Raw genomic sequence first — 26467 nt, forward strand, 5'->3', positions numbered from 1 at the left:
ACGAACTGTTATGATTAGGAATTATTTTAAAATCGCATTAAGAAACTTATTAAAAAATAAGATCTATTCCTTTATAAATGTATCTGGATTGGCAATTGGTATGGCCGCTACTATGCTGATTGGTTTATGGATATATGATGAACTTAACTATAACAATTACTTCGAAAACAATACAACCATCGCTCAGGTGTTTCAGCACGAATCTGCTAATAATATTATAGATACGGGTCCTGCCATACCAAGACCATTAGAGTTTGCATTGAGAGAAGGTTATGCTGATAATTTTAAACATATTATTATGTCTTCTTGGGAACAACCAAGATATATCCGTTTTGGAGAAACTAATATTTACAGACGGGGAAATGCGATGCAAGAAGGTGCTCCAGAGATGTTGAATTTAAAAATTATCGAAGGTATAAAAGATGGTCTAAAAGAGAAGAATTCAATAATGTTATCAGAATCTTCTTCAAAAACACTATTCGGAAGTACTCCTGCTGTTGGCAAAATTGTAAAAGTGAATAATCAAGATGACTTAATTGTTACTGCAGTTTATGAAGATATTCCTGATAACAATTCGTTTAACGATGTGGATTACTTAATACCTTGGAAGTATTATATAGCAACACAGTCTTGGTTACAAAGAGCAAAGACAGCTTGGGGAAATAATTCATTTCAAATGTTCGTGCAGATCAATGATAATACAACTATGGAAGCTATTACTTCTAAAATCATTGATGTTAAGAAAAATGCTTCTCCTGGAGAAGCAGAATTTAATCCTCAAATCTTCTTATTTCCAATGAAAAATTGGTATTTGAGAGGTGATTTTGAAAATGGTGTTCAAAGTGGTGGTCGTATTGAAAATGTTTGGTTATTCGGTATCATCGGTATCTTTATTTTATTATTAGCTTGTATCAATTTTGTTAATTTAAGTACAGCTCGTTCAGAAAAACGGGCTATAGAAGTGGGTATAAGAAAGTCTATAGGTTCACAAAGAGGCCAGCTTATATTTCAATTTTTAAGTGAATCATTTTTAGTTGTATTTGTGGCTTTTTTAATAGCTATTGGAATTGTATTATTGAGTCTAGATGGGTTTAACAATTTAGCAAGTAAAGTCATTGTTTTTCCGTGGACAAATACACTATTTTGGATTACATCCTTAATATTCATTTTTTTAACTGCATTCTTGTCTGGAAGTTATCCCGCATTGTATTTATCATCTTTCAATCCTGTCACCGTCTTAAAAGGGACTTTTAGAGTTGGTCGTTTTGCAGCACTTCCAAGAAAAGTATTAGTAGTCACTCAGTTTACAGTATCTATTGCACTTATTATAGGTACACTCGTGGTGATGAACCAAATTCAGTATAGCAAAGAAAGACCAACAGGTTATGACAAAGAAGGTTTGATTCAAATACCAGTCATGAGTAGTGAATTTAGCGGAAAAGCAGATATCATGCGAAATCAATTTATAGCTTCTGGAGGAGCTGTAGAAATGGCTACAACAAGCAGTCCTACTACAGATGTTTGGTCCAATAGAGGTGGTTATACCTGGGAAGGTAAACCAGTTGGTTTTCAAGAAGATTTGGCATATACCGATGTATCCTATGAATTTATCGAAACCTTAGGTGCAAAAATAATTGAAGGAAGAGGTTTTTCTCGAGATTTTCCAACGGACTCTTTAGGTGTTCTTCTTAATAAAACTGCAGTTGAGTATATGGGAATTAAAAATCCGATAGGGAAATTGATACGGGACTCTGATGTGGATGATCCCAATCCAATGCCCCCTCTTAAAATTATTGGTGTTATCGATGATATTATTATGCAATCACCATATAGCCCTGTAAAACAATCTATGTACGCCTTCGATAGATTTGGTAACATTTCTTTCTATAACGTAAGACTAAATCCTGAAAACAGTATTAGTGATAATTTAGAAATAGTTGAAAGCGTATTTAAAAACAATTTTCCTAATGTACCATTTGACTATCAATTCATAGATCAGGAGTACGCTAAAAAATTCAGAGCAGAAGAACGTATCTCCAGTTTAGCAAAAGTTTTTACCATATTAGCCATATTCATTAGTCTTTTAGGTTTATTTGGTCTTGCTTCTTTTGTAGCAGAACAACGTACAAAAGAAATAGGTGTACGAAAAATTCTTGGAGCTTCTCTTGCTAATCTATGGATATTACTTTCTAAAGACTTTATCAAATTAGTAATTATTGCACTATTTATATCAGCACCAATAGCCTATTATTTTATGAGTCAATGGCTGCAAAAATTCTCTTATAGAACCGACATCTCTTGGAACATATTTTTAATCGCAGGCTCTGGAGCTATTATTATAACTATTATTACGATTAGCATACAGGCAATAAAATCAGTAACTGCAAATCCTGTAGATTCTTTACGAACAGAATAAAAAAATCAAAAACGAACAGTAAACTAACAATCATGATCAGGAATTATTTTAAAATAGCATGGAGAAACCTTTGGAGAAGAAGAGGTTTTACTTTTATCAATATCACGGGATTATCCATAGGAATGACTGCTAGTTTTCTTATGTTATTATATGTTAGTTTCGAGTTAAGCTACGATAGCTTTCATAGTAAAACTGATGATATCTACAGAGTAGTTGCCGATATTAAAACTCCTTCGGATAATATAGAAGCTAATATCACTGCTTGGGCAGTACCACCTAATCTAGAGAAGGATTTTCCCGAAATCATTTCTGCAGTAAGAATTAATGATCTAAATATGATTGTTCGTAAAGACGATCTAAAATTTAAAGAAACAAATGCTATTGCTGCTGATTCTAGTTTTTTCTCTGTTTTTGATTTCGAACTACTTCAAGGAAATCCAAAAGAAGTATTAAAAAAACAATTCAGCATCGTATTATCTGAGACTATAGCTAAAAAATATTTTGGTGACCAAAACCCTATTGGTAAATCCTTAAAAATAACCGAAGAAGGATATAACTCTACAGTAACTGGAGTTATGAAAGATTTTCCAGAAAACTCTCATATTAAAGCCGATATAATATTATCACTAACAACTTTTACGCAGCATTTAGATAAAGAATTAGATACTAGATGGGGTAGTTATGACGCTGCAGCTTATATTTTGGTTAATTCTAACACTGATCCTTATAAACTTGCCGCCAAGTTTCCCGCATTCCTAGAAAAACATAGTGGAGCGTTTATGAAACAGAGTAAAATGTTTGTTACTCTAAACCTAGAACCTCTAAAAAGTTTATACCTAGAATCTACAAGAGGTGGAACTGGAGGTGGCAGTATGACTAATGTTTATATCTTTTCTATCATTGCTATCTTTATTCTTCTAATTGCATCTATTAATTTTATTAATCTTACAACAGCGCGTTCTGTAGAACGAGCAAAAGAAGTAGGAATTAGAAAAGTAATGGGAGCAGAAAAACAACAGTTATCATTACAATTTATTGGAGAATCTATTATAACCTGTTTATTAGCCTTTTTAATAACAACCTTACTAACGATTATAACCTTACCGTTTTTTAATGAAATTGCTGGAAAAGTAATTAGTGAAGGCCTTTTTTCTAACTATGGCAATATACTTAAACTATTAGGTATTTCATTAGCGATAGGGCTGTTTGCTGGAATTTACCCTTCAATAGTTTTATCATCTTTTAAACCAATACAAGTATTAAAAGGAAATTTTTCTACTGGTGGTAAAGGTGTTCTTCTCAGAAAAAGCTTAGTAATTGTGCAATTTACCATTTCGATTATTCTTATTACTGGTACCATTATTATCTATAATCAAATGAAATATATGCAAAATCAGGAATTAGGATTCAATAAAGATCGTTTACTAATTCTTGAGGCTGAATCTTCTAAATCTCAAGTAGCACTAAAACACGCTATTGATAAAATTCCTGGAGTTAAATTTACAAGCTTAGGATCTAGTGTTCCTGGAGGAGGAAATTCGTCCGCGTATTCTGAAATAGAAAATAAAGCTGGTGATCTTCAAATTGCAAACTTAGACCTCTATTTTATAGATCACGAATATATCCCTCAATTCGATCTTAAAATAATAGCAGGAAGAGCTTTTTCTAAAGATTTTGCTTCTGATTCTACGCAAGCAATGATTATTAATGAAGAAGCAGTAAAACTTTTAGGGTATAATAATCCGCAAAACGCTATTGGTGCAAGATTTAAACAATGGGGTCGCGAAGGCCAAGTAATAGGTGTTATTAAGAATTTTCATTTCAATTCGTTACACGATAATATTGGTCCACTCACAATGCGAATGGAGCAAACTAGAAATGATTTAATTACAGTAAAATTAGCACCAAATAATATAAAAAAAACCATCGGCGAAATTGAAAAATTGTGGGGATCTTTTTTACCTGAGCAACCATTTGATTACTTCTTTCTAGACGATTCTTTTAATGAACAATATGAAAGCGAAGAACGATTTGGCAACTTATTTTTATACTTCGCTAGCTTAGCGATATTAATTTCTTGTTTAGGATTACTCGGACTTGCAGCATACAGTACCCTACAACGAAGAAGAGAAATCGGAATTCGTAAAGTAATCGGCGCTTCTGTTTCTGAAATTGTAAACCTTCTGTCTAAAGACTTCTTAAAACTAGTAATGATCGCTTTTGCCATCGCCTCCCCTATTGCGTGGTATGTTATGTACAATTGGTTACAAGACTTTGCTTTCAGAATCGACATAAAATGGTGGATGTTCCTTTTATCAGGAGGTTCAGCTATACTAATCGCAATATTAACTGTTAGTTTTCACGCGGTAAAAGCTTCCCTGTCAAACCCTGTTAAAGCATTACGCACGGAATAAATCATCAATCAAAAAACGAAAAATCATGATCAAGAATTATATAAAAATCGCTTGGAGAAGTTTACAGAAAAACAAGTTGCAAACTATTATTAATCTATTAGGACTAACAGTTGGTACTGTTTGTTGTTTAAGTATATTATTATATGTATTTGCTCAACTTGGATATGACGATCATCACGAGAACGCCGAGTCATTGTATAGAGTTAGGACTGTAATTGATGATCCTAGTTCTGTACAATTTAATGCTGCATCCAGTGGTCCTCCAATAGGATTTGCCATGAAAGAGGATTTTCCCGAAGTAATAGAGGCTACAAGGCTAGTTTATATGGGAGAAGGCACAGAAGATCTCATTCGAGTAAGTGAAAATAATGAAGGGTTCTATGAACCGAGAGGATATTTAGCAGATGCTACCATATTTAATGTTTTTACTTTTAACTTTCTAGAAGGTAACCCCAATACAGCTTTAGTAGAACCAAACACTGTTGTCTTATCTTCATCCTTAGCAAAAAAACTTTTTGGAAATGTTCCTGCACTCAATAAAACTATAATATCCGGTAGTGGAGAACAACAATTATCACTTACAGTTACAGGTGTTTTTGATGATAATAACCCTGAAAAATCACACCTAAATCCAAATTATTTAGTAACAATGAATACACCCGGTCTCGGTGAATTCGTTAGAAGTGTACAAAACTTTGCTACTCAAAATTTCATCTATACCTATGTAAAATTAAATTCTCCTGATAATGCTTCTTTAGTTCAGGAAAAACTTCCTGCTTTTCTTAACGCTCGTGGAGCCAAAGATTTTGCTAAGTTAAATTTCAAAAAAGAGCTTTATCTTCAAAAAGTAAGCGACATCCATTTACATTCTAAAGGTATATCCAGACAAATTGGTCCGATATCAGATATTAAGTATTTATATTTATTGATCACACTCGCATTATTTATTCAATTGGTGGCTTGTATTAACTTCATAAATCTTAGCACCGCCAGAGCTAATAAACGTGCTAAAGAAATTGGAGTTAGAAAAACTATTGGAGCGGATAAAAAATCATTAATCGCTCAATTTCTTGGTGAATCTGTTTTACTTTCCTTATTGGCAACAATCGTAAGTGTTCCTCTAACTGCATTTTTATTACCATTAGTTAACCGGTTAACTCAGGGAAATGTAAGTTATGCAGCATTTTTTGACTGGCGCATATTATCCATCCTTCTAATCATAGGGATCATCACGGGCTTTATTGCCGGTATTTATCCAGCTTTAATATTATCCTCTATCAAACCAACACGAGTGCTAAAAGGAACCGTATCCACAAATACCGGAGGAACAATATTAAGAAAGGGGTTAGTTGTATTCCAATTTGTGATATCTATTGGATTAATTGCTACAGTGTATATCATTACAGAACAAGTTCGATTTGCCCAAAATAAGGATTTGGGGTATGAGAGTGATAATTTAATAGCCGTGCGCCTAGGAACTCAGGAAGCATTTACACAATACGAAACACTAAAAACAAACATGAGTAAGATTTCTGGTGTTAAATCAGTTTCTGGTTGTAATATTTTCCCATCCCAAATGTTGCGTAGCGATGTTGGAGCCTATTTACCTGGTAGTGATCCATCTAAACCAAAATTAGTTAAGGTAAATGGTATTCAATCGGGTTATTTAGAAACGACAAAAACAAAACTCTTAACAGGACGCGCAGTAAAAAAACAAGATACTAGTCAGGTTTTAGTAAATAAGGCAACCATTGATGCTTTTAATATTAAACCAGATGATGCAATCGGTCAAAAAATTCTTTTTTCCACAGGTGAAGATGTCACAACTGTTGAAATCATTGGTGTAACTGAAGATTTCCACTATGCGTCTTTAAGAGAAGAAATTGAACCTTTACTTATGTATGTGGATAATAGTCCTGATTGGTTATTAATAAAAACTCAAACTACCGATTTTGAAAATATACTTAATCAATTACAAGTTGCTTGGAAAAAGATGAATAAAACCACTCCATTTGTATACAATTTTGTGGATAAAGAAACCGAAAAATTAATCGCTGAAGAAAAACGATTAGCTAATATTTCTGTTGCTTTTACAACACTAGCTATTCTCATTAGTTGTCTTGGGTTATTTGGACTCATTTCATTTATGGCGGAACAAAAAAAGAAAGAAATTGGAATCCGAAAAATACTTGGAGCAAGTGTAAGTACAGTAATGAAAATGCTAACTAAAGACTTTCTTATATTGATCGTTATTGCTTTATTCATTGCAACACCAATAGCATATTATGCGATGGAAAATTGGTTACAAGACTTTACATATCGAATTTCAATAAGCTGGTGGATTTTTCTAATAGCGGGTATTATTACAATGAGTATTACTTTTCTGACAGTTAGTATACAAGCTATCAAAGCGGCTACTGCAAACCCGGTAAATTCATTAAGAACTGAATAAATCAATCGAATCAACCCTCCCGCATATTGTGGATCAAAAAACGAACAGTTATGATTAGGAATTATATAAAAATAGCTTGGAGAAATTTACAGAAGAATAGAATTTTCACATCCTTCAATATTATAGGACTAACCCTAGCGTTTGGAGCTGCCTTATTATTAACGATATATGCTATTTTCGAACTATCATTTGACCATTTTCACGAAAATGGAGATCAAATCTACATGGTATACTCCGAAGATAGTACTCCCAATGGTACAGAAGCCAATATTTCCAAATCAGAACCTTTTGCAGGGACTTTACAAAAAGAAATAACCGGAGTCGAGAAAATAACACGTCGTAATAGTACAAATTTATTGTTAAGCTATGAGGATAAGGAATTGAGAATGAGTGGTGCTTTTGTAGATCCTGACTTCTTCGATATCTTTAGTTTTCCTATCATTAAAGGTGACACTCAAAATCCCATTACATTAGAATCTTCTATTGCCATTACCGAATTTACTGCTAATCGAATATTTGGTGATAAAAATCCAATAGGACAAACCGTAACAATTCTTAGAGATGGTAAGCAAGTCCCATTTACTATTAGTGCACTTATTGAAGACTTTCCTGACAATAGTTCCATAGGGTTTGATATCGTATTAAATTTTAAAAGTCAAGGACAACACGCATATAACAGAACTGTTGGGCGTTGGGATGTTGAAAATCACGAAGTCTATATGAAATTAGCTAAAGGGATTACGCCTGAGCAATTTGAAAACAACACTAAAAACTTCATAAAACTTCATTATAAAGATGCTATTGAAAGTGCTAAAAGGGATGGCATCCAACCAAATGTAAATGGTGAATTTATACAAATAAAATTATTGTCATTTTTAGATAAAAAGTTCACTAATTTTAATAAAAGTACTGCTAAGGTAAATCGAAAAATGCCTTATATCGTGTTAGGTATTGCCCTACTAATCCTATTAATAGCCTGCATAAACTTTGTGAATATGAGTGTTGCCAAAAGTGATCAGAGATTACGAGAAATTGGTATGCGAAAAACTCTTGGGGCCAATAAAAAACAATTATTTTTTCAATTTTGGGGAGAAAGTACTCTGGTTTTTATAATTTCTATTATTCTGGGTGTTTTAACTACTATACTTTTGTTACCTCATTTTAAAGTATTATTTAAAACCAAAGCAACCTTTGCTATCTTATTGGATCCGTTATCAATACTATTTTTAATAGTAATCATAATCGGCATAACACTTATAGCGGGTGGATACCCTGCTATATTAATGAGTCGTTTGAATACAATACAAAGTTTAAAAGGTAAATTAAATTCCAATGGAAAAAACTATTTGCGAAATGGTCTAATAGTAGCTCAATTTGGAATTGCTACAATACTGATATGTGGAACCCTTGTGGTTTGGGAACAAGTACAATTCTTACGTACCAAGGATTTAGGGTATAATAAAGAACAGGTTATTGCTTTTCCCCTAAACGGAAAACGAAATGATCAACAGGCATTACAACTATTGCGAAATGCTTTAAAAGATCAAACGAATATTTTAAGCGTATCTGCATCCAATAATATTTTAGGTTTAGGCAAAGATGGATCCAAATCAACAAGTGTTTTAGGGTTTGATCATAAGGGTATCGGAGTTGAAACGCATATGCTCGTCGTTGATTCAGATTATATCAATACTTTGGACTTACAATTACTAGAAGGTAGGTCTTTTAGAAAAAATCTGGTGAGTGATAGTTTATCAGTAATTATCAATGAATCCATGGCAAGACAACTAAATGAAGACGAGATACTAAATTCTCAGTTAAACATAGATGATAAATCCTTTTCTGTGGTAGGAATTATTAAAGATTTTAATTTTCAGGATCTGGATAGAAATATTGCACCAATGTCTCTGTTCGCGCTACCTAATTGGAACTTGAGAAATGTATATGTAAAAGTTGCTCCTCAAAACCTAGAAGCATCTTATGATATTGTAAAAAATGCCTGGGCAGATATAGAGCCTAATGCAGAGTTTCAAGCTTCCTTCTTAAATGAAAATATTGATAGAACTCTGAAAAAAGAACGTGATATGATATCTATGATCAGTAGTGGTTCTTTATTAGCAATCATTTTAAGTTGTATTGGTCTTTTTGCAATGACATTGCTTATTGTTGCAAAACGAAAAAAGGAAATAGGCATTCGTAAAATCGTTGGAGCAAATATTACAACAATTACATTGCTTCTTACCAAAGACTTTTTAAAATTAGTTTCCATCGCCTTTTTAATTGCTACACCTATTGCATGGTGGATGATGAACAAGTGGCTACAAAACTATATATATCGCATCGATCTAAATATATTACTATTTCTTGGAGCCGGGGGTATTGTTTTATTGATTGCTCTACTTACAATATCGTTCCAAACAGTAAAAACTGCAACTGCAAACCCTGTAAAAAGTCTTAAAACAGAATAAAAATCAATCATCTAATAACGAACATTATGATCAGGAGTTACATAAAAATAGCTTGGAGAAATTTACAGAAACGAAAAGTATTTTCATTTATAAATATTTTAGGATTAGCGTTGGGATTTGGATGTTCTATTTTAATCTTTCTATACGCGAATTATCATCTTCAATTTGATAATTTCCATCATAATAAAAATAGGATTCACAGAGTAGTAACTGAAGAGCATCAGGACGAGATAGAGTATGAATCTAGTGTTCCTCCTGGTTTTGCAGAAGTATTTAAATCCGATTTTAATTATGCGGAAAAAGTGGCGAATATTTTTATTCGACAAGATTGGCAGGTAGATGGAACAGAAAATAACTCAAATAATCGCTTATTAGAAGATGTTGTTTTTGCAGAACCTGATTTTTTTCAGATTCTTAATTTTCCAGTAATAAAATCACTCGGTAATCGAGACTTTACTGAACCTAATGTAGCGTATGTAACTAAAGGTTTTGCTAAGAAAATGTTTGGTGATCATCCCGGTCTGGGGCAAACATTTGTTTTAGAGAACAAAGAAACTATCCAAGTTATCGGATTGCTTAAGGACATACCAACTAATTCTACGGTTCAAGGAGATATTTTTGTTTCTTACGAGAGTCTAAAAAATTACAGTTCTTTTGCTTATAGTAAAACTTGGGGCGGTATAACGAGTAGCTTACAATGCTATGCATTACTTAGACCTAATCAAGATATTACTCATATAGAAAAAACATTGATTCCCTTGGTTTCTAAGTATCGTCCAGAAAGTAAAAATGTCCATAGATACAAACTTCAGAAAATATCTGATGTTCACTTTGATCATAGATATGGAGGGGTTAACGCAAATCTTCTTTGGATCTTTTCATTGATTGGGATGTTTTTAATTATTATTGCTTGTATCAATTTTATTAATATTTCTACAGCGCAAGCATTTTCCAGATCCAAAGAAATTGGGGTCAGAAAAGTATTAGGAGTAAGCAAAAACAATTTGTTTTGGCAATTCATTTTAGAAACATTTTTAATCGGCCTTTTTGCCCTATTAATAGGGTTAACAATAGCTATTATCGTATTACCCAAGTTTAACGAGTTATTCCAGCTACAGCTTACAATACAATCATTATTGACGTTTAAAGTATTCAGTTTTGCTACATTGCTTTTAGTAGTTGTTTCCTTTTTAGCAGGAAGCTATCCTGGTATTCTTATGGCTAGAATTTTGCCAACATTAGCATTAAAAGGAAAACTTACTCAGAATGATACAGGGGGAAAACTTACTCGAAAAGTACTGGTGACCACTCAATTTGGAATTTCCATTATGCTTATTGTAGCCACTATAGTAATTAGTAAGCAAATTAATTATGCTATTACTTCTGATTTAGGTTTTGACAAAGAAGCCATGGTAATGCTAGAAATCCCTGAACAAATAGAGTTGATAAAACTACAGGGATTAAAGGACAGGTTGAATCAAATACCAGGAGTATCAAGTACCACAGCATGTTTATCAAGCCCTGGAGCTGCATATAATGACTGGGGTACTAGTATACGATATCATAATAGACCGCAATATGAAGAATTTTCGATCTCTGCGAAACTTGCTGATAAAGATTACCTGAGTACTTTTAATTTGAAATTAATAGCAGGGCGTAATTTTTTCAGTTCTGATTCTATCACAGAAGTTGTCGTCAATGAAAGATTTGCAGAAAAGCTAGGACTTTCTTCTTATGAGGAACTTATAGGGAAAAGTTTAGAAGCTAATAGAGGTTCGATTAAAGCAACTATAGTTGGAGTAATATCAAATTTTCATGATCAAAATTTCCAAAATGGTATTGGTCCTGTTTTTATAGCTCCAGAAAAAAGTGCATACAACGAATTAGCTGTAAAAATGGATGGGCAAGATGTAAATGCCCAATTACAAGCAATTGAAAATCGATGGAAAGAAGTATTCCCGAAATTTGTGTATAACTATAGTTTTTTAGATGAAAGAGTAGCCGCGCAATATAGAGAAGAGCAACGTTTTTTATCTATGACAAAACTGTTCTCTGGGTTGGCCATTTTCATTAGTTGTTTGGGGTTATATGGATTGATTTCTTTCTTTTTAGCCCGTAAAACAAGAGAAATAGGCATTCGAAAAATTTTAGGAGGAAAAGTAAAAGACATTTTAGCAATCGTACTACAAGACTTTTTAAAGCTAATCCTTATAGCTGGTGCTATAGCTTCACCTATTGCCTGGTATTTTATGAATAATTGGCTAAAGAACTATGCATATCATACAGAAATAAGTTGGTGGATATTTGTAGTAGCTATAAGTGTATTACTCATCATCACCATATTAACTATTAGTTATCAAGCGATTAAAGCAGCGACGGCTAACCCTATCAAAAGCTTAAAAACAGAATAAATTCATCTTGTATTTTCAAAGTGTTCGATTATGAAAAAGTAGTGTATCAAAATCGAACACTTTTATTTTTACAAATAATCATAAATAATTGTTTTTCAATGTTTTATGTTTTTGGCATTATCTTCACTATAGTAATAGTAACAATCAAAAACTAACAGTATGATCTTTAATTATATAAAAATCGCTTTTCGTAGTTTACTTAAAAACAAGGGCTATAGTTTTCTAAATATTTTTGGCTTAGCTATGGGCATCACCTGTGCTAGTTTAATTTTTCTTTGGGTGGAAGACGAGGTTAGTTTTAATGATTCTTTTACGAAACAAGATCAAATCTATTACGTCCCAACCAATCAGAATTACGAAGGAGAATGGCGCACATTTTACTCTACACCAGGTCCGCTAGCACAAGCAATGAAGGATGAGATACCAGGTATTGTTAGAGCTACTCGTTCTAGTTCAGAGGAACGTCTTTTTACTGTTGGTGATAATGCTATCAATAAAAGAGGAAGATATACAGATACAGATTTTTTAGAAATTTTTAGTTTGAAATTTATCGAAGGGGATAGAGATAAGGCATTTGATAATCCAGAAGCAATCGTTATAACCAAAGAAACAGCAGAACAACTTTTCGGAGAAAATACGAAAGCATTTGGAAAAACAATTAATATTAATAACCAAGATACCTACCTTGTTACAGGTGTTATTGAAAATCTTCCAAAAAATGTATCCTTCCCTTTTGATTGGGTTGCTCCATTCGAAAGATATCGAGATGGTGCTGAGTGGATGACAACGTATGGAAGTAATTTTTCAGACACTTTTGTTGAACTATCTCCAGAAGCGAATTTTGAAGAAGTTGACAAAAAAGTTAGAGAAATATTACCTATAAAAAACACCGATAGTGACACCTATGCTTTTTTACATACCTTAAAAGACTGGCACCTAAGATCCAAGTTCGAAGGAGGAAAAAAAGTTGGAGGAAAAATCATCTTTGTACGTCTCTTTTCTATAATCGCACTGATAATATTGCTTATTGCCTGTATCAACTTTATGAATTTATCTACTGCCAGAAGCGAAAAAAGAGCGAATGAAGTTGGAGTCAGAAAAGCAATAGGATCTAGTCGTCCAAGATTGATGATCCAGTTTGTTATTGAGTCACTTATGATGGCGTTTTTTGCATCTATAGTTAGTATACTGTTATTGTTATTGATATTACCACAATTTAACCTTCTGATCGAAAAAGATTTAATACTAGGCATCTCTAATCCTACTCATATCGCAATCCTATTTACAATAACTGTTATTTGTGGAGTATTTGCTGGATTATATCCTGCATTCTACTTATCCTCTTTTAAACCTGTAGAAGTTTTAAAAGGTATCAAAGCGACAAGTGGTTCTGCTTCTTTTATAAGAAAAGGATTAGTAGTTGGGCAATTTACAATTTCTATTGTTTTCATTATTTGTACGATACTTGTGTATCAGCAAATCCAACACGTAAAAAACAGAGACTTAGGGTATAATAAGGACCATTTAATTAGAATGCGTGCGACTGGTAATATTATAGAAAAATTTAATGTCTTCGAACAAGACTTAAAGAACACCGGAATAGTGGATGGTGTGGCGTTAAGTAATTCTCAAATCCTATCTGCTGGAAATAATGGATCCGGATTACAATGGGAAGGAGGAACAGATACTGAAGATGTTTTGATTTCGTATAGACACGTAAACTCAGATTTCTTTAAGACCACAGGAATGGAGCTTATAGAAGGAAGAGGCTTTAAGAAAGATCAAAAACTGGACAGCGCCAATGTAATAATAACCGAATCCCTCGCTAAACTTATGGGTGATGGTTCCCCTATCGGTAAAACGATAACAGGAGGGGATGATGTTTATAATGTTATTGGTATTACAAAAGATTACCAATACGGTGATATGTATGACTCAAGTGACCCTGTTATGTTTTTTAATAATCATGACTACGCACGATATTTCTATATAAAAACAAAATCTGGTGTAGCTTTAAATGATATGCTTTCCTCTATTGAACAAGTAATGAAAAAAAACAACCCTGCTTTTCCTTTTGAATATACATTTGTAGATGAAGCATTTAATGCAGTATTTAAAAGTGAACAGTTGGTAGGTAAGCTATCACAAATATTTGCACTACTAGCCATCTTGATTTCTTGCTTGGGCCTTTTTGGACTTGCAGCTTATACGGCAGAGCAACGTAGCAAAGAAATCGGCGTAAGAAAAGTATTAGGTGCCAGTGTATCGGGTATTGTAAAACTACTATCCAAAGATTTCCTGAAATTAGTATGCCTTGCAATTTTATTAGCTATTCCGCTAGCTTGGGCTGTCATGAATAACTGGTTACAAGATTACGCTTATAGAATCGAAATCAATTGGTTCGTGTTTGTAATCGCAGGATTTGTAGCCATCATAATTGCACTAGCTACTGTAAGCTTTCAAGCCATTAAAGCTGCCATTGCTAATCCCATAAATAGTCTAAAAACTGAATAAAATTTATAAATCTATCCGCCAAAGGCGAATCAAAAAACAAATTCATCATGAAACATCTAAAATATTTTCTAACATTAATAATATTAACTAGTACTCAATTAGGAATTGCACAAACAAAGAAGAGTGTTAGTCCTTTCGAAAAAGTTATTATAAGTCCTCATATACAGGCAACTTTTGTAGAAAGCAATGAAGAATCTGTAACCATCGAAGAAAGTACAGAACCAGAAGACAAAATAAACATTGTTGTTAAAAGAAATGTGCTTCGTATTTATCTAGATGATGCTAAAGAAACTACCAAGAATGAAACAGTGGTTATCAATGGAATCAAAAGAAAAGTACCTATTTATAAAGGAAAAGTATTAACAGTTACCATTGGGTATAAACAACTTAAAGAACTTTCTATACGAGGAGAACAAGCTATTTTATGCAAAAATAAGATAGCTACTGAAACTTTTGATCTAAATATTTTCGGAGAGTCACAAGTAGTGTTTAACGATGTAAATTTTGAGAATCTGGACGTAGACATTTTTGGTGAAAGTACTTTAGAGATAAAAGATGGAACCGTCGAAAATCAAAAAATTACAGCGTTTGGAGAAAGCCTTACAAATCTACTTGGTGTTGATAATAGAAACACAAAATTGAAAGCTTTTGGAGAGGCTGAATTTAAAATAAACGCATCTAATAACATCAAACTTACAGCTTTTGGAGAAGCAAGACTTTATTATAAAGGTGATGCGAGTATCAGTAAAGGCCTAAATTTAGGAGAAGTAGAAATATCAGAAATTCAATAATATCATTTAACACTATAATCATTCATCAAAAAAATATGATCTTACAACTTACAAACGCTTCGAGAGTAATCAATTCTGGAAGTAAGAAAATAGCATTACTCGATAGTATTAACTTAAACGTTAACGAAGGAGAGTTTATATCTTTGATGGGACCATCAGGATCCGGGAAATCCACACTATTAAACTGCATCGGTATGCTGGATAATTTTACTGATGGTAGCTATATCTTTTTAGATGAAGCTGTTCATACTATGAAAGAAAAGCAACGGTCTAAACTTTATAAGGAGTATATCGGTTTTGTATTTCAAGCATATCACCTTATTGATGAGTTAACCGTATATGAAAACATCGAAACTCCCCTACTCTATAAAAACGTAAAATCCGCTGAGCGAAAAGCTTTGGTAGCGGATATATTAGATCGTTTTAATATTGTAGGTAAAAAAGATTTATTTCCGGCACAATTAAGTGGTGGTCAGCAACAATTGGTAGGTATAGCCAGAGCACTCATTACCCGACCAAAATTGATTTTGGCGGATGAACCTACAGGAAACCTAAATTCTAAACAGAGTACAGAAATTATGGAATTATTTTCTGAATTAAACAAAGAAGGCGTAACGATAATACAAGCTACCCACTCTGAGAACAATGCTTCTTATGGTTCGAAAATTATTAATCTTTTAGACGGGCAAATCGTCTCTGAATAATCTAAAATAACATGTCACTGAAATCAATTATTTATATCAGTGCTTTTCTTTTACAATTCGTTGGATTTACACAAAGAAAAGACACAGAAAGGTACTCTCTGGAACAATGTATCGATATCGCTTTAGAAAATAATCTAGATTTAAAATCCACTACTTTGAACGCCAATACTGCCCGAGTAAACTATAGTCAATCTAAAGCAAACATCTTACCGACATTGAATGGTAATTATAATATTGGTGTAAATAATGGAAGAAGCATTGATCCATTTACCAATGATTTTATAAATCAAGAATTGACATTTTCTAATGCGAGATTGAATCTAGATGCTACTATATTTAATGGTTTTCGACTCTTAAACACAGTACGTCAACAGCGACTTAACAAGCAAGCTTCCGAAATGGAAATAGAAGAAGCTAAACAAACATTAATATTAAATGTAACCTTAGCATATCTTCAAGTATTAAATAGAAAAGACGTATTAGCTTTAGCCAAAACAAGATTAATAGCCACTAACAGACAATTGAAACAACAGGAAGATTTGTACAATGAAGAGGTTGGAAATCCAGCCGATTATGCAGATATCAAAGGCCAAAAAACCATTGATGAAACGAATATCTTAGCTGCAGAAAGTGATCTAAATAATGCGAAACTAAGTCTCGCGAGATTAATGAACCTACCAGGGGATATTTTGATAGACAAAGCATCCGTTTTACTGGATTTCGAAAAGTACACACTTTCATCAGATGATGTTTTTAATGAAGCCATGGAAAATTTAGCGACGTTTAAGGCTAAAGAATTAAGAGCAAAAGCTGCAAAAAGAGGTATAAGTGTTGCTAAAGCCCAATATATTCCTGAAATTTCGTTTTTTGGACAAGTAAACACCAACTATTCTAGTGTCGCTGAAACATTTACCGAAATAGGTTCTGATATCGTGGAAACAGGAGATTTTGTTACTGTTAATAATGAGCAAGTTTCTGTTTTTACAAATGAATCACAGTTTAATGGAGAAAAAATTGAGTATCTGGATCAGTTTGATAACAATTTAAATACCGTTGTGGGAATTGCAGTAAACATTCCTTTATTTAATGGTTTTCGAGCGAAAAATAATGTAGCTCTCGAAAAGATAAAAGCTGAAGAATCTCTTATCGAACTAGAACGAACTGCACTAGAAGTAAAAAATGCTATTGCGCAGGTTCATTTTGATATGCAAGCTGCCTATGAACGTTATGAAAGCCTACAAAATCAAGTAGCTGCTTTTAAAGAATCATATCGGGTCAATGAAATTCGTTTTAATAATGGTGTATCTAACTTTATAGCATATATCACAAGTAAGAACAACTTAGACAACGCAGAAACCAATCTTACCAATGCTAAATACGAGTATCTATTACGTGTAAAAATATTAGAATTTTATCGTGGGAATTCTTTATAATTTTAGTCTCAAAAACCATATTTATAAACAGTTTATATTTCTAAATTATCATACATTTAAAAAGAATATCTACACGTTTGTTATAATTTCTACAAAACACAAAAAAGAGGCTGTAGTTACACAGCCTCTAATGAATTCAAAATTATCTATTTTTAATTCAATGTAGCTATAGGAGCTGTATATCCTCCTTTACTTACAGATCCATCTGTTCCTGTACTATTACCTCTTAATAATAATATTCCTGCTACGTGAGGTGATGCCATAGAAGTACCAGATATATTATTAAACTGACCATTTAACCAAGTAGACCATACTGCTGTACCTGGAGCCCAACGATCTACACTGTCCCCGAAATTTGAACCAGAAGCAGGAGCATCTACATTAGTCATATTACCAACGCACCAAGAACCGCTTGTTTCTAACCTTTGTGGTGAATAAAATTGGGTATCATCATTACTATTACCTGCCGCCATAGCTCCATAAGTCGTTCTTTCTAAATTTCTAAACGTATCATCTATGGCTTGAGAAGTAAATCGATTACGAAATCCTACACTATAGTTCCAAGTATCTCCACTACTAGCATTACTAGCTACGTAGTCGATTCCTGAAAGAATTCCATCAGTGGCGCCACTCCCAGCAGCGTTTAAAACTCTAACAGAAACTACAGTTGCACCATATGCTACACCAATAACTCCCGAACCATTATTTTTTGCAGCAACAGTTCCAGCTACATGAGTTCCATGTCCATTTTGATCTTCCCAAGAACCACCAACGAAACTTCTACTTCGACCAGTATCAATGTTTAAATCACTATGCGGTGCAATACCACTATCCACTATCCAACAGGTTCTACCCGAACCATCTGCTCTACCTACTCGGTTTACTCCCCAGGGCAGAAATTCTCCATTAGGAAGTTGAGAATCATTAGTTACCGCTTTGTTTTGAACCGTTGCAGGCAGCGTACTCACAGGGTCTCCTATTTTAATATCCAACTTTTGAATATAATTTGGTTCTATATAAGCTACTTCAGAATCATTTCTAAGCAGCTCAGCTTGCTTTTCTGATAAGTTTTTAACCGCAAAACCTTGAATAGCATTACTGTAAGTTTGTTTTATATTATCCTCTGCTATTGCATACTTAGATAATGTTTGCATCGATTTACTTTTCATTTCTGCAGCTTTACCAGAAATAGATGCATCTTCTGTATAAATTACTATATACTCTCCAGGTATCGCCTGATCCGCTCCTATAGTTTCTTCAGTATCTATTTCTGATTCTAAATCTGTAATCACTTCTCCATCTTTTTCGCAACTGTAAAAGAGAAAAGAAAATACAGTTACTGTGCTTAAAATTCTTAGTCTAGTTTTCATAATTTTTAATTTGTGTTAACGTTTAATTTTAGTTTTAAATTAAAATGTTGAGCTCTAATAAAATTCGATCGTTTAAGATTAGAACGTTAAAAGTAGAGATTCATGATAATCGAAAAATATGGTAAAAACATAACAATCAAATGGTTATAATTCAATTACTCAGCTTCTACAATACAAACCATAATCTTGATTTCCAATAATGCAACGGTGTTGCATTATTGGAAATCAGGGATTTAAATCAAAAAGAAAGATCTAGAAACATAAAAAAATAAGAGGGGAATTAATTCCAAAAAATTAAACGAAAATTAATTACATTTAACACTAAATTAACTATGATTTAGTAAAAAAAATAGAATTACCACAACATTTAAAAGTTAAAAAAATAATATAGCCCTCAAAAAGATAAAAGCTGAAAAATCTCTTATTGAACTAGAACAAACTGCACTAGAAGTAAAAAATACTATCGCACAAGTTCATTTTGATATGCAAGGAGCCTATGAAAGTTATGAAATCCGTTTTAATAACGGCGTATCTAACTTATAGCTTATGTCACGGGTAAGAACAACTTAGATAATGTAGGAACCCATCTTATCAATACTAATTACGAATATTTATTACATATAAAAATATTCGTATTTTATTGCGGGAATACTCTTTAAATTTTAAAGTAACTTACTTAACATAATATATACTTAATCTTCTCTTCTAACTAAAAAGACCAGAACAAATGTTCCGGTCTTTTGGTTATTCTTATTATTGTTAGAAGTACTTATTTCTTCATGATTCTTTTAGTGAATAAACCATTTTCAGAATATATGGTCATCAAATACACTCCTGATTCCATCGAAGAAATATCGATTATATGAATTCCAGTAGTTGATTTTAAAGATTTAGAAAGAACCATCTTACCCTGAATATCAAAGATCTCTGCTTTCTCTAGGCTTAAAATTGTATCAGCATTAATAGTAATACTATTTGTTGCCGGAATTGGATACAGGCGTAAACCACTTGCTAATACCTCATCCTCAATTCCTAATACATCATCAAAAACAATACTGAATTGAGAAGCAGCAACATTTCCTGTCATTCCAGCATCCATAGCAACATTAGCATTTATATCTACTGTTACCACACCTGACGCAGTTGGAATGATATCCACTGTATATACAGCACCAGTTCCAGTAAAATTAGATGCTGCTCCATTTCCTACAGTGATATCAGTTTCTTCAAAACCAGTTACAGCTCCTGAAAAAGTAATTGTTACTGGTATTGGATTTGCTCCGGTAGTACCAACTTCAGTAGAAGTAATAGCAACAGTCTGTCCAGTAATATCCGCTGATAAAGTAGGTTGTGTTAATGTATAATTCCCAGAATCGGCACCAGAGATAATATACCCAGTAGTTGTAATAGCAATTCCTGTACCTCCATTTGGAGAAGCGAAAGTAAAGACTGGTGATCCGCCTAAGGTAACATCATCACCTACCTCAACTCCGGAGAGTACTGCGGTTCCACTTGCAGTAGCTGCAGTAGTTCCATCATATATCTTATCATCTCCAGTAATTCCTGTAATTGTTAATTCCTTAGCTGTAATATCTGCCGATAAGGTTGGTTGAGTCATCGTATAGTTTCCTGAATCCGTTCCACTGATCGTGTACCCTGTCGTAGTAATAGTAATTCCTGTACCTACATTCGCACTAGCAAATGTAAATACCGGACTTCCTCCTAAACTAACATCATCCGCTCCAACGATTCCTGAAAGCATTGCTGTTCCCGTAGCCGATGCTGATGTAGTACGATCATATACCTTATCATCGCCTGTAAGGCCCGTAATGGTTAAACTAGTTGCAGTAATATCTGCCGATAAAGTCGGTTGTGTAAGTGTATAATTGCCTGAATCCGTTCCACTAATTGTATAACCCGAAGTATTGATCGTAATTCCTGTACCTACATTGGCACTTGCAAATGTAAAGACTGGTGCTCCGCCTAAAGTAACATCATCCGCTCCAACGATTCCTGAAAGCATTGCTGTTCCCGTAGCCGATGCTGATGTAGTACCATTATATACCTTATCATCTCCTGTAAGCCCCGTAATGGTTAAACTAGTTGCAGTAATATCTGCGGATAAGGTAGGTTGCGTTAAACTATAGTTTCCTGAATCAGTTCCACTGATCGTATACCCTGTCGTAGTAATAGTGATTCCTGTACCTACATTCACACTAGCAAATGTAAAAACCGGACTTCCTCCTAAACTAACATTATCCGCTCCAACGATTCCTGAAAGCATTGCTGTTCCCGTAGCCGATGCTGATGTAGTACCATCATATACCTTATCATCGCCTGTAAGGCCCGTAATGGTTAAACTAGTTGCAGTAATATCTGCCGATAAAGTCGGTTGTGTAAATGTATAATTACCTGAATCCGTTCCACTAATTGTATAACCCGAAGTATTGATCGTAATTCCTGTACCTACATTGGCGCTTGCAAAGGTAAATATCGGTGAACCTCCTAAAGTAACATCATCTGCTCCAACGATTCCTGAAAGCATTGCTGTTCCCGTAGCCGACGATGATGTAGTACCATCATATACCTTATCATCGCCTGTAAGACCTGTAATGGTTAAACTAGCTACTGTAATATCTCCTGATAATGTCGGTTGAATCAAATTATACTTTCCTGCATCGGCACCACTTAGTGTATATCCCGAAGTGGTGATCGTGATTCCTGTTCCTACATCCGCAGATGCAAAAGTAAAAACTGGTGATCCACTTAAAGTCACATCATCTCCTCCTATTACTCCAGATAAAACTGCTGTTCCAGTTGCACCTGCTGCTGTCGTTCCATCATATGTTTTGTTATCTCCTGTTAAACTAGTTATAGTTAAGGTTGTTCCAGTAATATCAGCTGATAAAGTAGGTTGAGTCAATGTATAGTTTCCTGAATCGGTTCCTGAAATTGTGTAACCTGTTGTATTGATTGTGATGCCTGTGCCTACATCTGCAGATGCAAATGTGAACACTGGTGATCCTCCAAGAACTACATCATCAACTCCTACTATGCCTTGTAAACTTGCCGTTCCTGTGGCCGTCGCTGCAGTTGTTCCATCGTATGGTTTATCGTCTCCTGTTAAACCTGTAATGGTTAGCTCTTTGGCAGTAATATCTGCCGATAAAGTGGATTGTGTAAGTGTATAGTTTCCTGAATCCGTTCCACTAATAGTATAACCGCTGGTATTGATCGTAATTCCTGTACCTACATTGGCACTTGCAAAGGTAAAGACCGGTGAACCTCCTAAACTAACATCATCTCCGGCTTCTACTCCAGAAAGTGAAGCAGTACCCGTGGCCGATCCTGCTGTAGTATCATCATATACCTTATCAACTCCTGTAAGTCCTATAATCGTTAAATTTTTTGCAGTGATATCTGCGGCTAAAGTCGGTTGTGTAAGTGTATAGTTTCCTGAATCCGTTCCACTAATAGTATAACCGCTGGTATTTATCGTAATTCCTGTACCTACATTGGCACTTGCAAAGGTAAAGACCGGTGAACCTCCTAAACTAACATCATCTCCGGCTTCTACTCCAGAAAGTGAAGCAGTACCCGTGGCCGATCCTGCTGTAGTATCATCATACTCCTTATCAACTCCTGTAAGTCCTATAATCGTTAAATTTTTTGCAGTGATATCTGCGGCTAAAGTGGATTGTGTAAGTGTATAGTTTCCTGAATCCGTTCCACTAATAGTATAACCGCTGGTATTTATCGTAATTCCTGTACCTACATTGGCACTTGCAAAGGTAAAAACCGGTGAACCTCCTAAACTAACATCATCTCCGGCTTCTACTCCAGAAAGTGAAGCAGTTCCTGTGGCCGATCCTGCCGTAGTATCATCATACTCCTTATCAACTCCTGTAAGTCCTATAATCGTTAAATTTTTTGCAGTGATATCTGCGGCTAAAGTGGGTTGTGTAAGTGTATATTTCCCTGCATCTGTTCCTGAAATGGTATATCCTGTAGTATTAACGGTAATTCCCGTTCCTACATTTGCGGATGCAAAAGTAAATACCGGTGATCCACCTAAAGTGACATCATCACCTCCAATAACTCCAGAAAGTGAAGCGGTCCCTGTGGCCGATGCTACAGTAGTATCATCATACTCCTTATCAACTCCTGTTAGTCCTGGGATTGTTAATATTGCAGTAGCTGTTGCGTCATTTGCACTTAAACCTGTAGTTTCATAGGTTTCTGTTCCTGAACAATCATTGTAAGCATAGATTTGGAAAAAATAAGTCGTTCCCGGATCTAAACCTGTAACTGTAACCGTGGGTGATGCAGAAGTTCCAAAATATATTGGCTGTTGTCCTGCATCATTCCAACTAAGGTCAGCTACTGGCTCATCTCCATCACTTGGTGTTGTAAAACTATTGGTACTGTTGATATACACTGCATATCCATCAGCTCCTCCTGCTGGTGCTGTATAACTATTTAGTATCAAGGTTGAACTTGTCTCTGTTCCAAAAATAGCACTTGTAGCTTGCGCTGTTGGCGCAGCACAGGTGACAACTAAATAATTACAATCTGGGGCTTGATAATTTTCACTATTAATTCCAACAACAAAATTACTAATCGTAAATAAGGATTCTCGCAAATTAGAAACTGTACTAATATCACCCAAAGCACAGTTAAATTGATAGTTATCATCTGCACTTCCGTTTTGCATGGCTGTATTAGCTCCAATTGATAAGCCTGTTGGGATTGCAGAAGTAGTCGTACTAGTTGCTTCAGTAAATCCTGTTGTTCCAATAAAAATTGCTGCAATATAGGTCGTTGGTGAACCTACTGTTCCTGTATATGCTATTATGGATTCTCCATTACTTGACATAGAAAAGCTACCGGTTTCTGTTGTTGTTCCTGTTTCTATACCTCCTACAGTAGAAGTTCCTGTAGTGTTCGAATTTCTGGGTAATAAAATAGACACTTCCGCCCCTGCAGGAAGCGATCCTGTATAGGTCCAAGTAACCGTTCCTTCTGCTCCCAATAATGTCCCAGTACCACTATTAAATCCATCATCGGTAAAATGAATGGTCGTAGTACCCGAAATATCAGTTAACAATACAAAACTAAACTCATCATTACCATCGGTATTAAATGATGAAAAACCAAGATCGCCCACTCCTAAAGAAGTAAAAGCTTCTGCTGTATTTGTTTTCGAGTCTTTTTCTAATACTTCTTTTTTATCATCTGCCAGTTTTGAATCAATGGTTTCTGATACCATTGAAAATGATTGAAAAGAAAATAACACAAAAAAGATAAGATGTAACAATAGGTAGTTTTTATTCATAATAGGTAAGATTTCGTTTATTAATTTTTAAAAGACTTTCCAAGATACTAAAAACAAACTTAAAACCCGATAAAACTAATAAAAACGTCGATAAACAGGTATTTACACCTATTAAAATGTAAAACTACTAAGGGTATTCCGCAATGGAACTCAAGGTTTCCTCCATAAACCTATGCAATGCATGCATTTCTTTTTTACCGGCTTCTCTACCTAATCGACCTGCAAAATACAATACAAACCAGGTGATAAAAAGAAAGACCATCGTAATAATGGCGTATAGATAATCATCTCCTAAACTCATATTAACGTACATCCAAATACCAGATCCTATAAATGCTGTAACAACTATAAAATGTGCAAACATAAAAAATGTCCAAACCGTTGGACTTGGACCAAAAAGTCCTTTGAGTTTTGGTTGTTCATCTACATCATAAATTTCTAAATGCAATTGCGGAGACCAAAAATGTTGGTCTTTTTTAGGAATTCTTATAAAAACATGATGATCGATACGACTTATCTTAAAATCTTTACATGTCTTCCCTCTTTCAGCGAAAGCATTCAACGTTTTTTCTGAAGGCACATCCAAATCCTGAAAAAACCGAGGCCGTAACACAATGTCCTTTGCAATATCCATAGATAAGAGTTAAACATCAATGTTACTATATTTCTAAATCTTTATTACTGACTTTTATCAGTTTTGATCATATTCATGATTTTAGCTACTCTTTTCCCAACTTACGTACCAGTTACAAGTATCCCATACATAGTCAAAAGAAGATATATTACATAATTTGATTCAAAAGAAGTTTCAACTATAAAAAAATCTCAATGTCTTTACCATTACGTCGAGTGAATTACATTCAAATTTGAGTATTTATTACTCGATTTCGAGTGTTTTTTGTTCAATTTTGAGTGTTTTTCATTCAAAGTTGAGTGTTTTTCATTCAAAGTTGAATGTTTTTTACTCAACATCGAGTCTTTTTTATTCAAGTTAAAGTGAATTTTATTCATAAAAAAACCAAAAAGACTCCACAAAGAATATTTTTGGTTATTATCACTGGATTTTGTTCTTCAAAAAGGTTTTTTATAGAAAATTGTTGTTATAAATCTTCATAAATCGATTTTGTACTGGTAACTCCTTTTTTATTTCTGAAATACGCTGTTATTGCAATAAGTATCATCAATAATGCTACTACATAAACAAAAGTAGGAATAGGTATTGGATCTCCTGCTGCGTAACTATGAAGCCCTGATAAATAATAATTTACTCCAAAAGAAGTCATAATAATCGACCAAAAAGCAAATGTACTGGCTACATTCAATACGTATCGGTCTTACAACTGCAAAGGATGAATCCATTTTTAAAGTCACACATAAATTATTCTAAATCATGACTAATTTAAATTTTATTTTTAATATTCAATTCATTATACTGTTATCAATATTACTTTTTATACCGAACGTTTTCATCATCGAGTCCATAACAAAGTGCTGCTTTTTTTAACCCAAAAATTCTGCCATTCTTTGCTTCGTAATTTGCATATAAAGCACCATTTTTTCTAAATGCTTGTTGTATACCTTCTTCTTTTCCATTGTTCATGTTCAGCTTTTTAAAAAGTTCACCAGTTGGATACCATTTCTTTTGCGCTCCATGAGGTTTACCATTATGATAATTGAGCTGCGCAATTAGGATATGTGCTGAATCTGAAGACCATATTTTTTTTTCTCCATGTAATTTTCCTTTGTGATAATCTGCAACATTTTTAAAATGTCCATCAGGATGCCATTGGACAAACTTGTTTTGCTTTTTTCCATGCAAGATTCCGAATTTTTCCTTTAAATTATTATCTGGATAATAACTTACAGCGAACCCAGAATAAAGTTGATCGTTTAAAGTCCATACCGATGTTTTACGATCATAATGCAAAACTGATTTTACTACTATTGTTTCTGGCACGTTTAACAAGAGATCTACATGATCGTTTACCAATGATTTTTCTTTTTGTTCAGAACAACCAATGAATAGAATGCACACAAACGAAAGCTTCCAAAATATTATTTTCATTGTCGTGATTTTAATTTCAGTAATTAGTCTAGAAAGAAACCATCCAAAATCAGAAGAAAATGAGAATGGTGGTTTCTTTTCAATCATCTTATAA

Annotated in this window: 14 protein-coding genes; 9 read left to right on the forward strand and 5 right to left on the reverse strand. The window is 33.9% G+C overall.

Annotation, left to right across the window (positions count from 1 at the left end; translation table 11 throughout):
• Positions 1 to 10 precede the first annotated feature (10 nt).
• The 9 genes from D1818_RS05895 (at position 11) to D1818_RS05935 (ending at position 17603) form a co-directional block, all read left to right on the forward strand.
• A complete protein-coding gene (locus D1818_RS05895; RefSeq protein ID WP_118456933.1) occupies positions 11 to 2416 on the forward strand; it encodes an ABC transporter permease in 2406 nt (801 codons plus the stop codon).
• A gap of 32 nt (positions 2417 to 2448) precedes the next feature.
• On the forward strand, positions 2449 to 4830 hold the full coding sequence (locus D1818_RS05900) for an ABC transporter permease (protein ID WP_118456935.1): 2382 nt from the start codon (positions 2449 to 2451) through the stop codon (positions 4828 to 4830).
• Between the two features lie 25 nt (positions 4831 to 4855).
• Positions 4856 to 7282 (forward strand): ABC transporter permease, encoded by a 2427-nt coding sequence (locus D1818_RS05905; protein ID WP_118456938.1) that lies wholly within the window; start codon positions 4856 to 4858, stop codon positions 7280 to 7282.
• 50 nt (positions 7283 to 7332) lie between these two features.
• On the forward strand, positions 7333 to 9750 hold the full coding sequence (locus tag D1818_RS05910) for an FtsX-like permease family protein (protein ID WP_118456940.1): 2418 nt from the start codon (positions 7333 to 7335) through the stop codon (positions 9748 to 9750).
• Between the two features lie 26 nt (positions 9751 to 9776).
• Entirely contained in the window at positions 9777 to 12161 is a 2385-nt protein-coding gene (locus D1818_RS05915) for an ABC transporter permease (RefSeq protein WP_118456942.1), read from the forward strand.
• Positions 12162 to 12320: 159 nt separating this feature from the next.
• Entirely contained in the window at positions 12321 to 14675 is a 2355-nt protein-coding gene (locus tag D1818_RS05920) for an ABC transporter permease (RefSeq protein WP_118456944.1), read from the forward strand.
• 47 nt (positions 14676 to 14722) lie between these two features.
• Positions 14723 to 15466 carry a GIN domain-containing protein gene (locus tag D1818_RS05925; RefSeq protein WP_118456946.1) on the forward strand — a complete coding sequence of 248 codons (744 nt, stop codon included), beginning with the start codon at positions 14723 to 14725 and terminating at the stop codon, positions 15464 to 15466.
• Between the two features lie 35 nt (positions 15467 to 15501).
• Positions 15502 to 16170 carry an ABC transporter ATP-binding protein gene (locus D1818_RS05930; RefSeq protein ID WP_118456948.1) on the forward strand — a complete coding sequence of 223 codons (669 nt, stop codon included), beginning with the start codon at positions 15502 to 15504 and terminating at the stop codon, positions 16168 to 16170.
• Between the two features lie 11 nt (positions 16171 to 16181).
• Positions 16182 to 17603 carry a TolC family protein gene (locus D1818_RS05935; RefSeq protein WP_118456950.1) on the forward strand — a complete coding sequence of 474 codons (1422 nt, stop codon included), beginning with the start codon at positions 16182 to 16184 and terminating at the stop codon, positions 17601 to 17603.
• 152 nt (positions 17604 to 17755) lie between these two features.
• On the opposite strand, the gene D1818_RS05945 is transcribed toward D1818_RS05935, so the two are convergent.
• The 5 genes from D1818_RS05945 to D1818_RS05965 all read right to left on the reverse strand — a co-directional run bounded on the left by D1818_RS05945 (position 17756) and on the right by D1818_RS05965 (position 26460).
• Positions 17756 to 18973 (reverse strand): S8 family serine peptidase, encoded by a 1218-nt coding sequence (locus tag D1818_RS05945; RefSeq protein WP_118456954.1) that lies wholly within the window; start codon positions 18971 to 18973, stop codon positions 17756 to 17758.
• Positions 18974 to 19742: 769 nt separating this feature from the next.
• Positions 19743 to 24308 (reverse strand): YDG domain-containing protein, encoded by a 4566-nt coding sequence (locus D1818_RS05950; RefSeq protein ID WP_118456956.1) that lies wholly within the window; start codon positions 24306 to 24308, stop codon positions 19743 to 19745.
• 127 nt (positions 24309 to 24435) lie between these two features.
• The gene (locus D1818_RS05955) at positions 24436 to 24942 is read right to left on the reverse strand and encodes a GTP-binding protein (RefSeq protein ID WP_118456958.1); all 507 of its coding nucleotides are present in this window, start codon (positions 24940 to 24942) and stop codon (positions 24436 to 24438) included.
• A gap of 466 nt (positions 24943 to 25408) precedes the next feature.
• A complete protein-coding gene (locus D1818_RS05960) occupies positions 25409 to 25630 on the reverse strand; it encodes a hypothetical protein (RefSeq protein WP_199726303.1) in 222 nt (73 codons plus the stop codon).
• A gap of 122 nt (positions 25631 to 25752) precedes the next feature.
• Positions 25753 to 26460: a toxin-antitoxin system YwqK family antitoxin gene (locus D1818_RS05965; protein WP_199726302.1), complete on the reverse strand. Its 708-nt coding sequence runs from the start codon at positions 26458 to 26460 to the stop codon at positions 25753 to 25755.
• Positions 26461 to 26467 lie beyond the last annotated feature (7 nt).

It is taken from the genome of Aquimarina sp. BL5, from assembly GCF_003443675.1.
Lineage (GTDB): Bacteria > Bacteroidota > Bacteroidia > Flavobacteriales > Flavobacteriaceae > Aquimarina.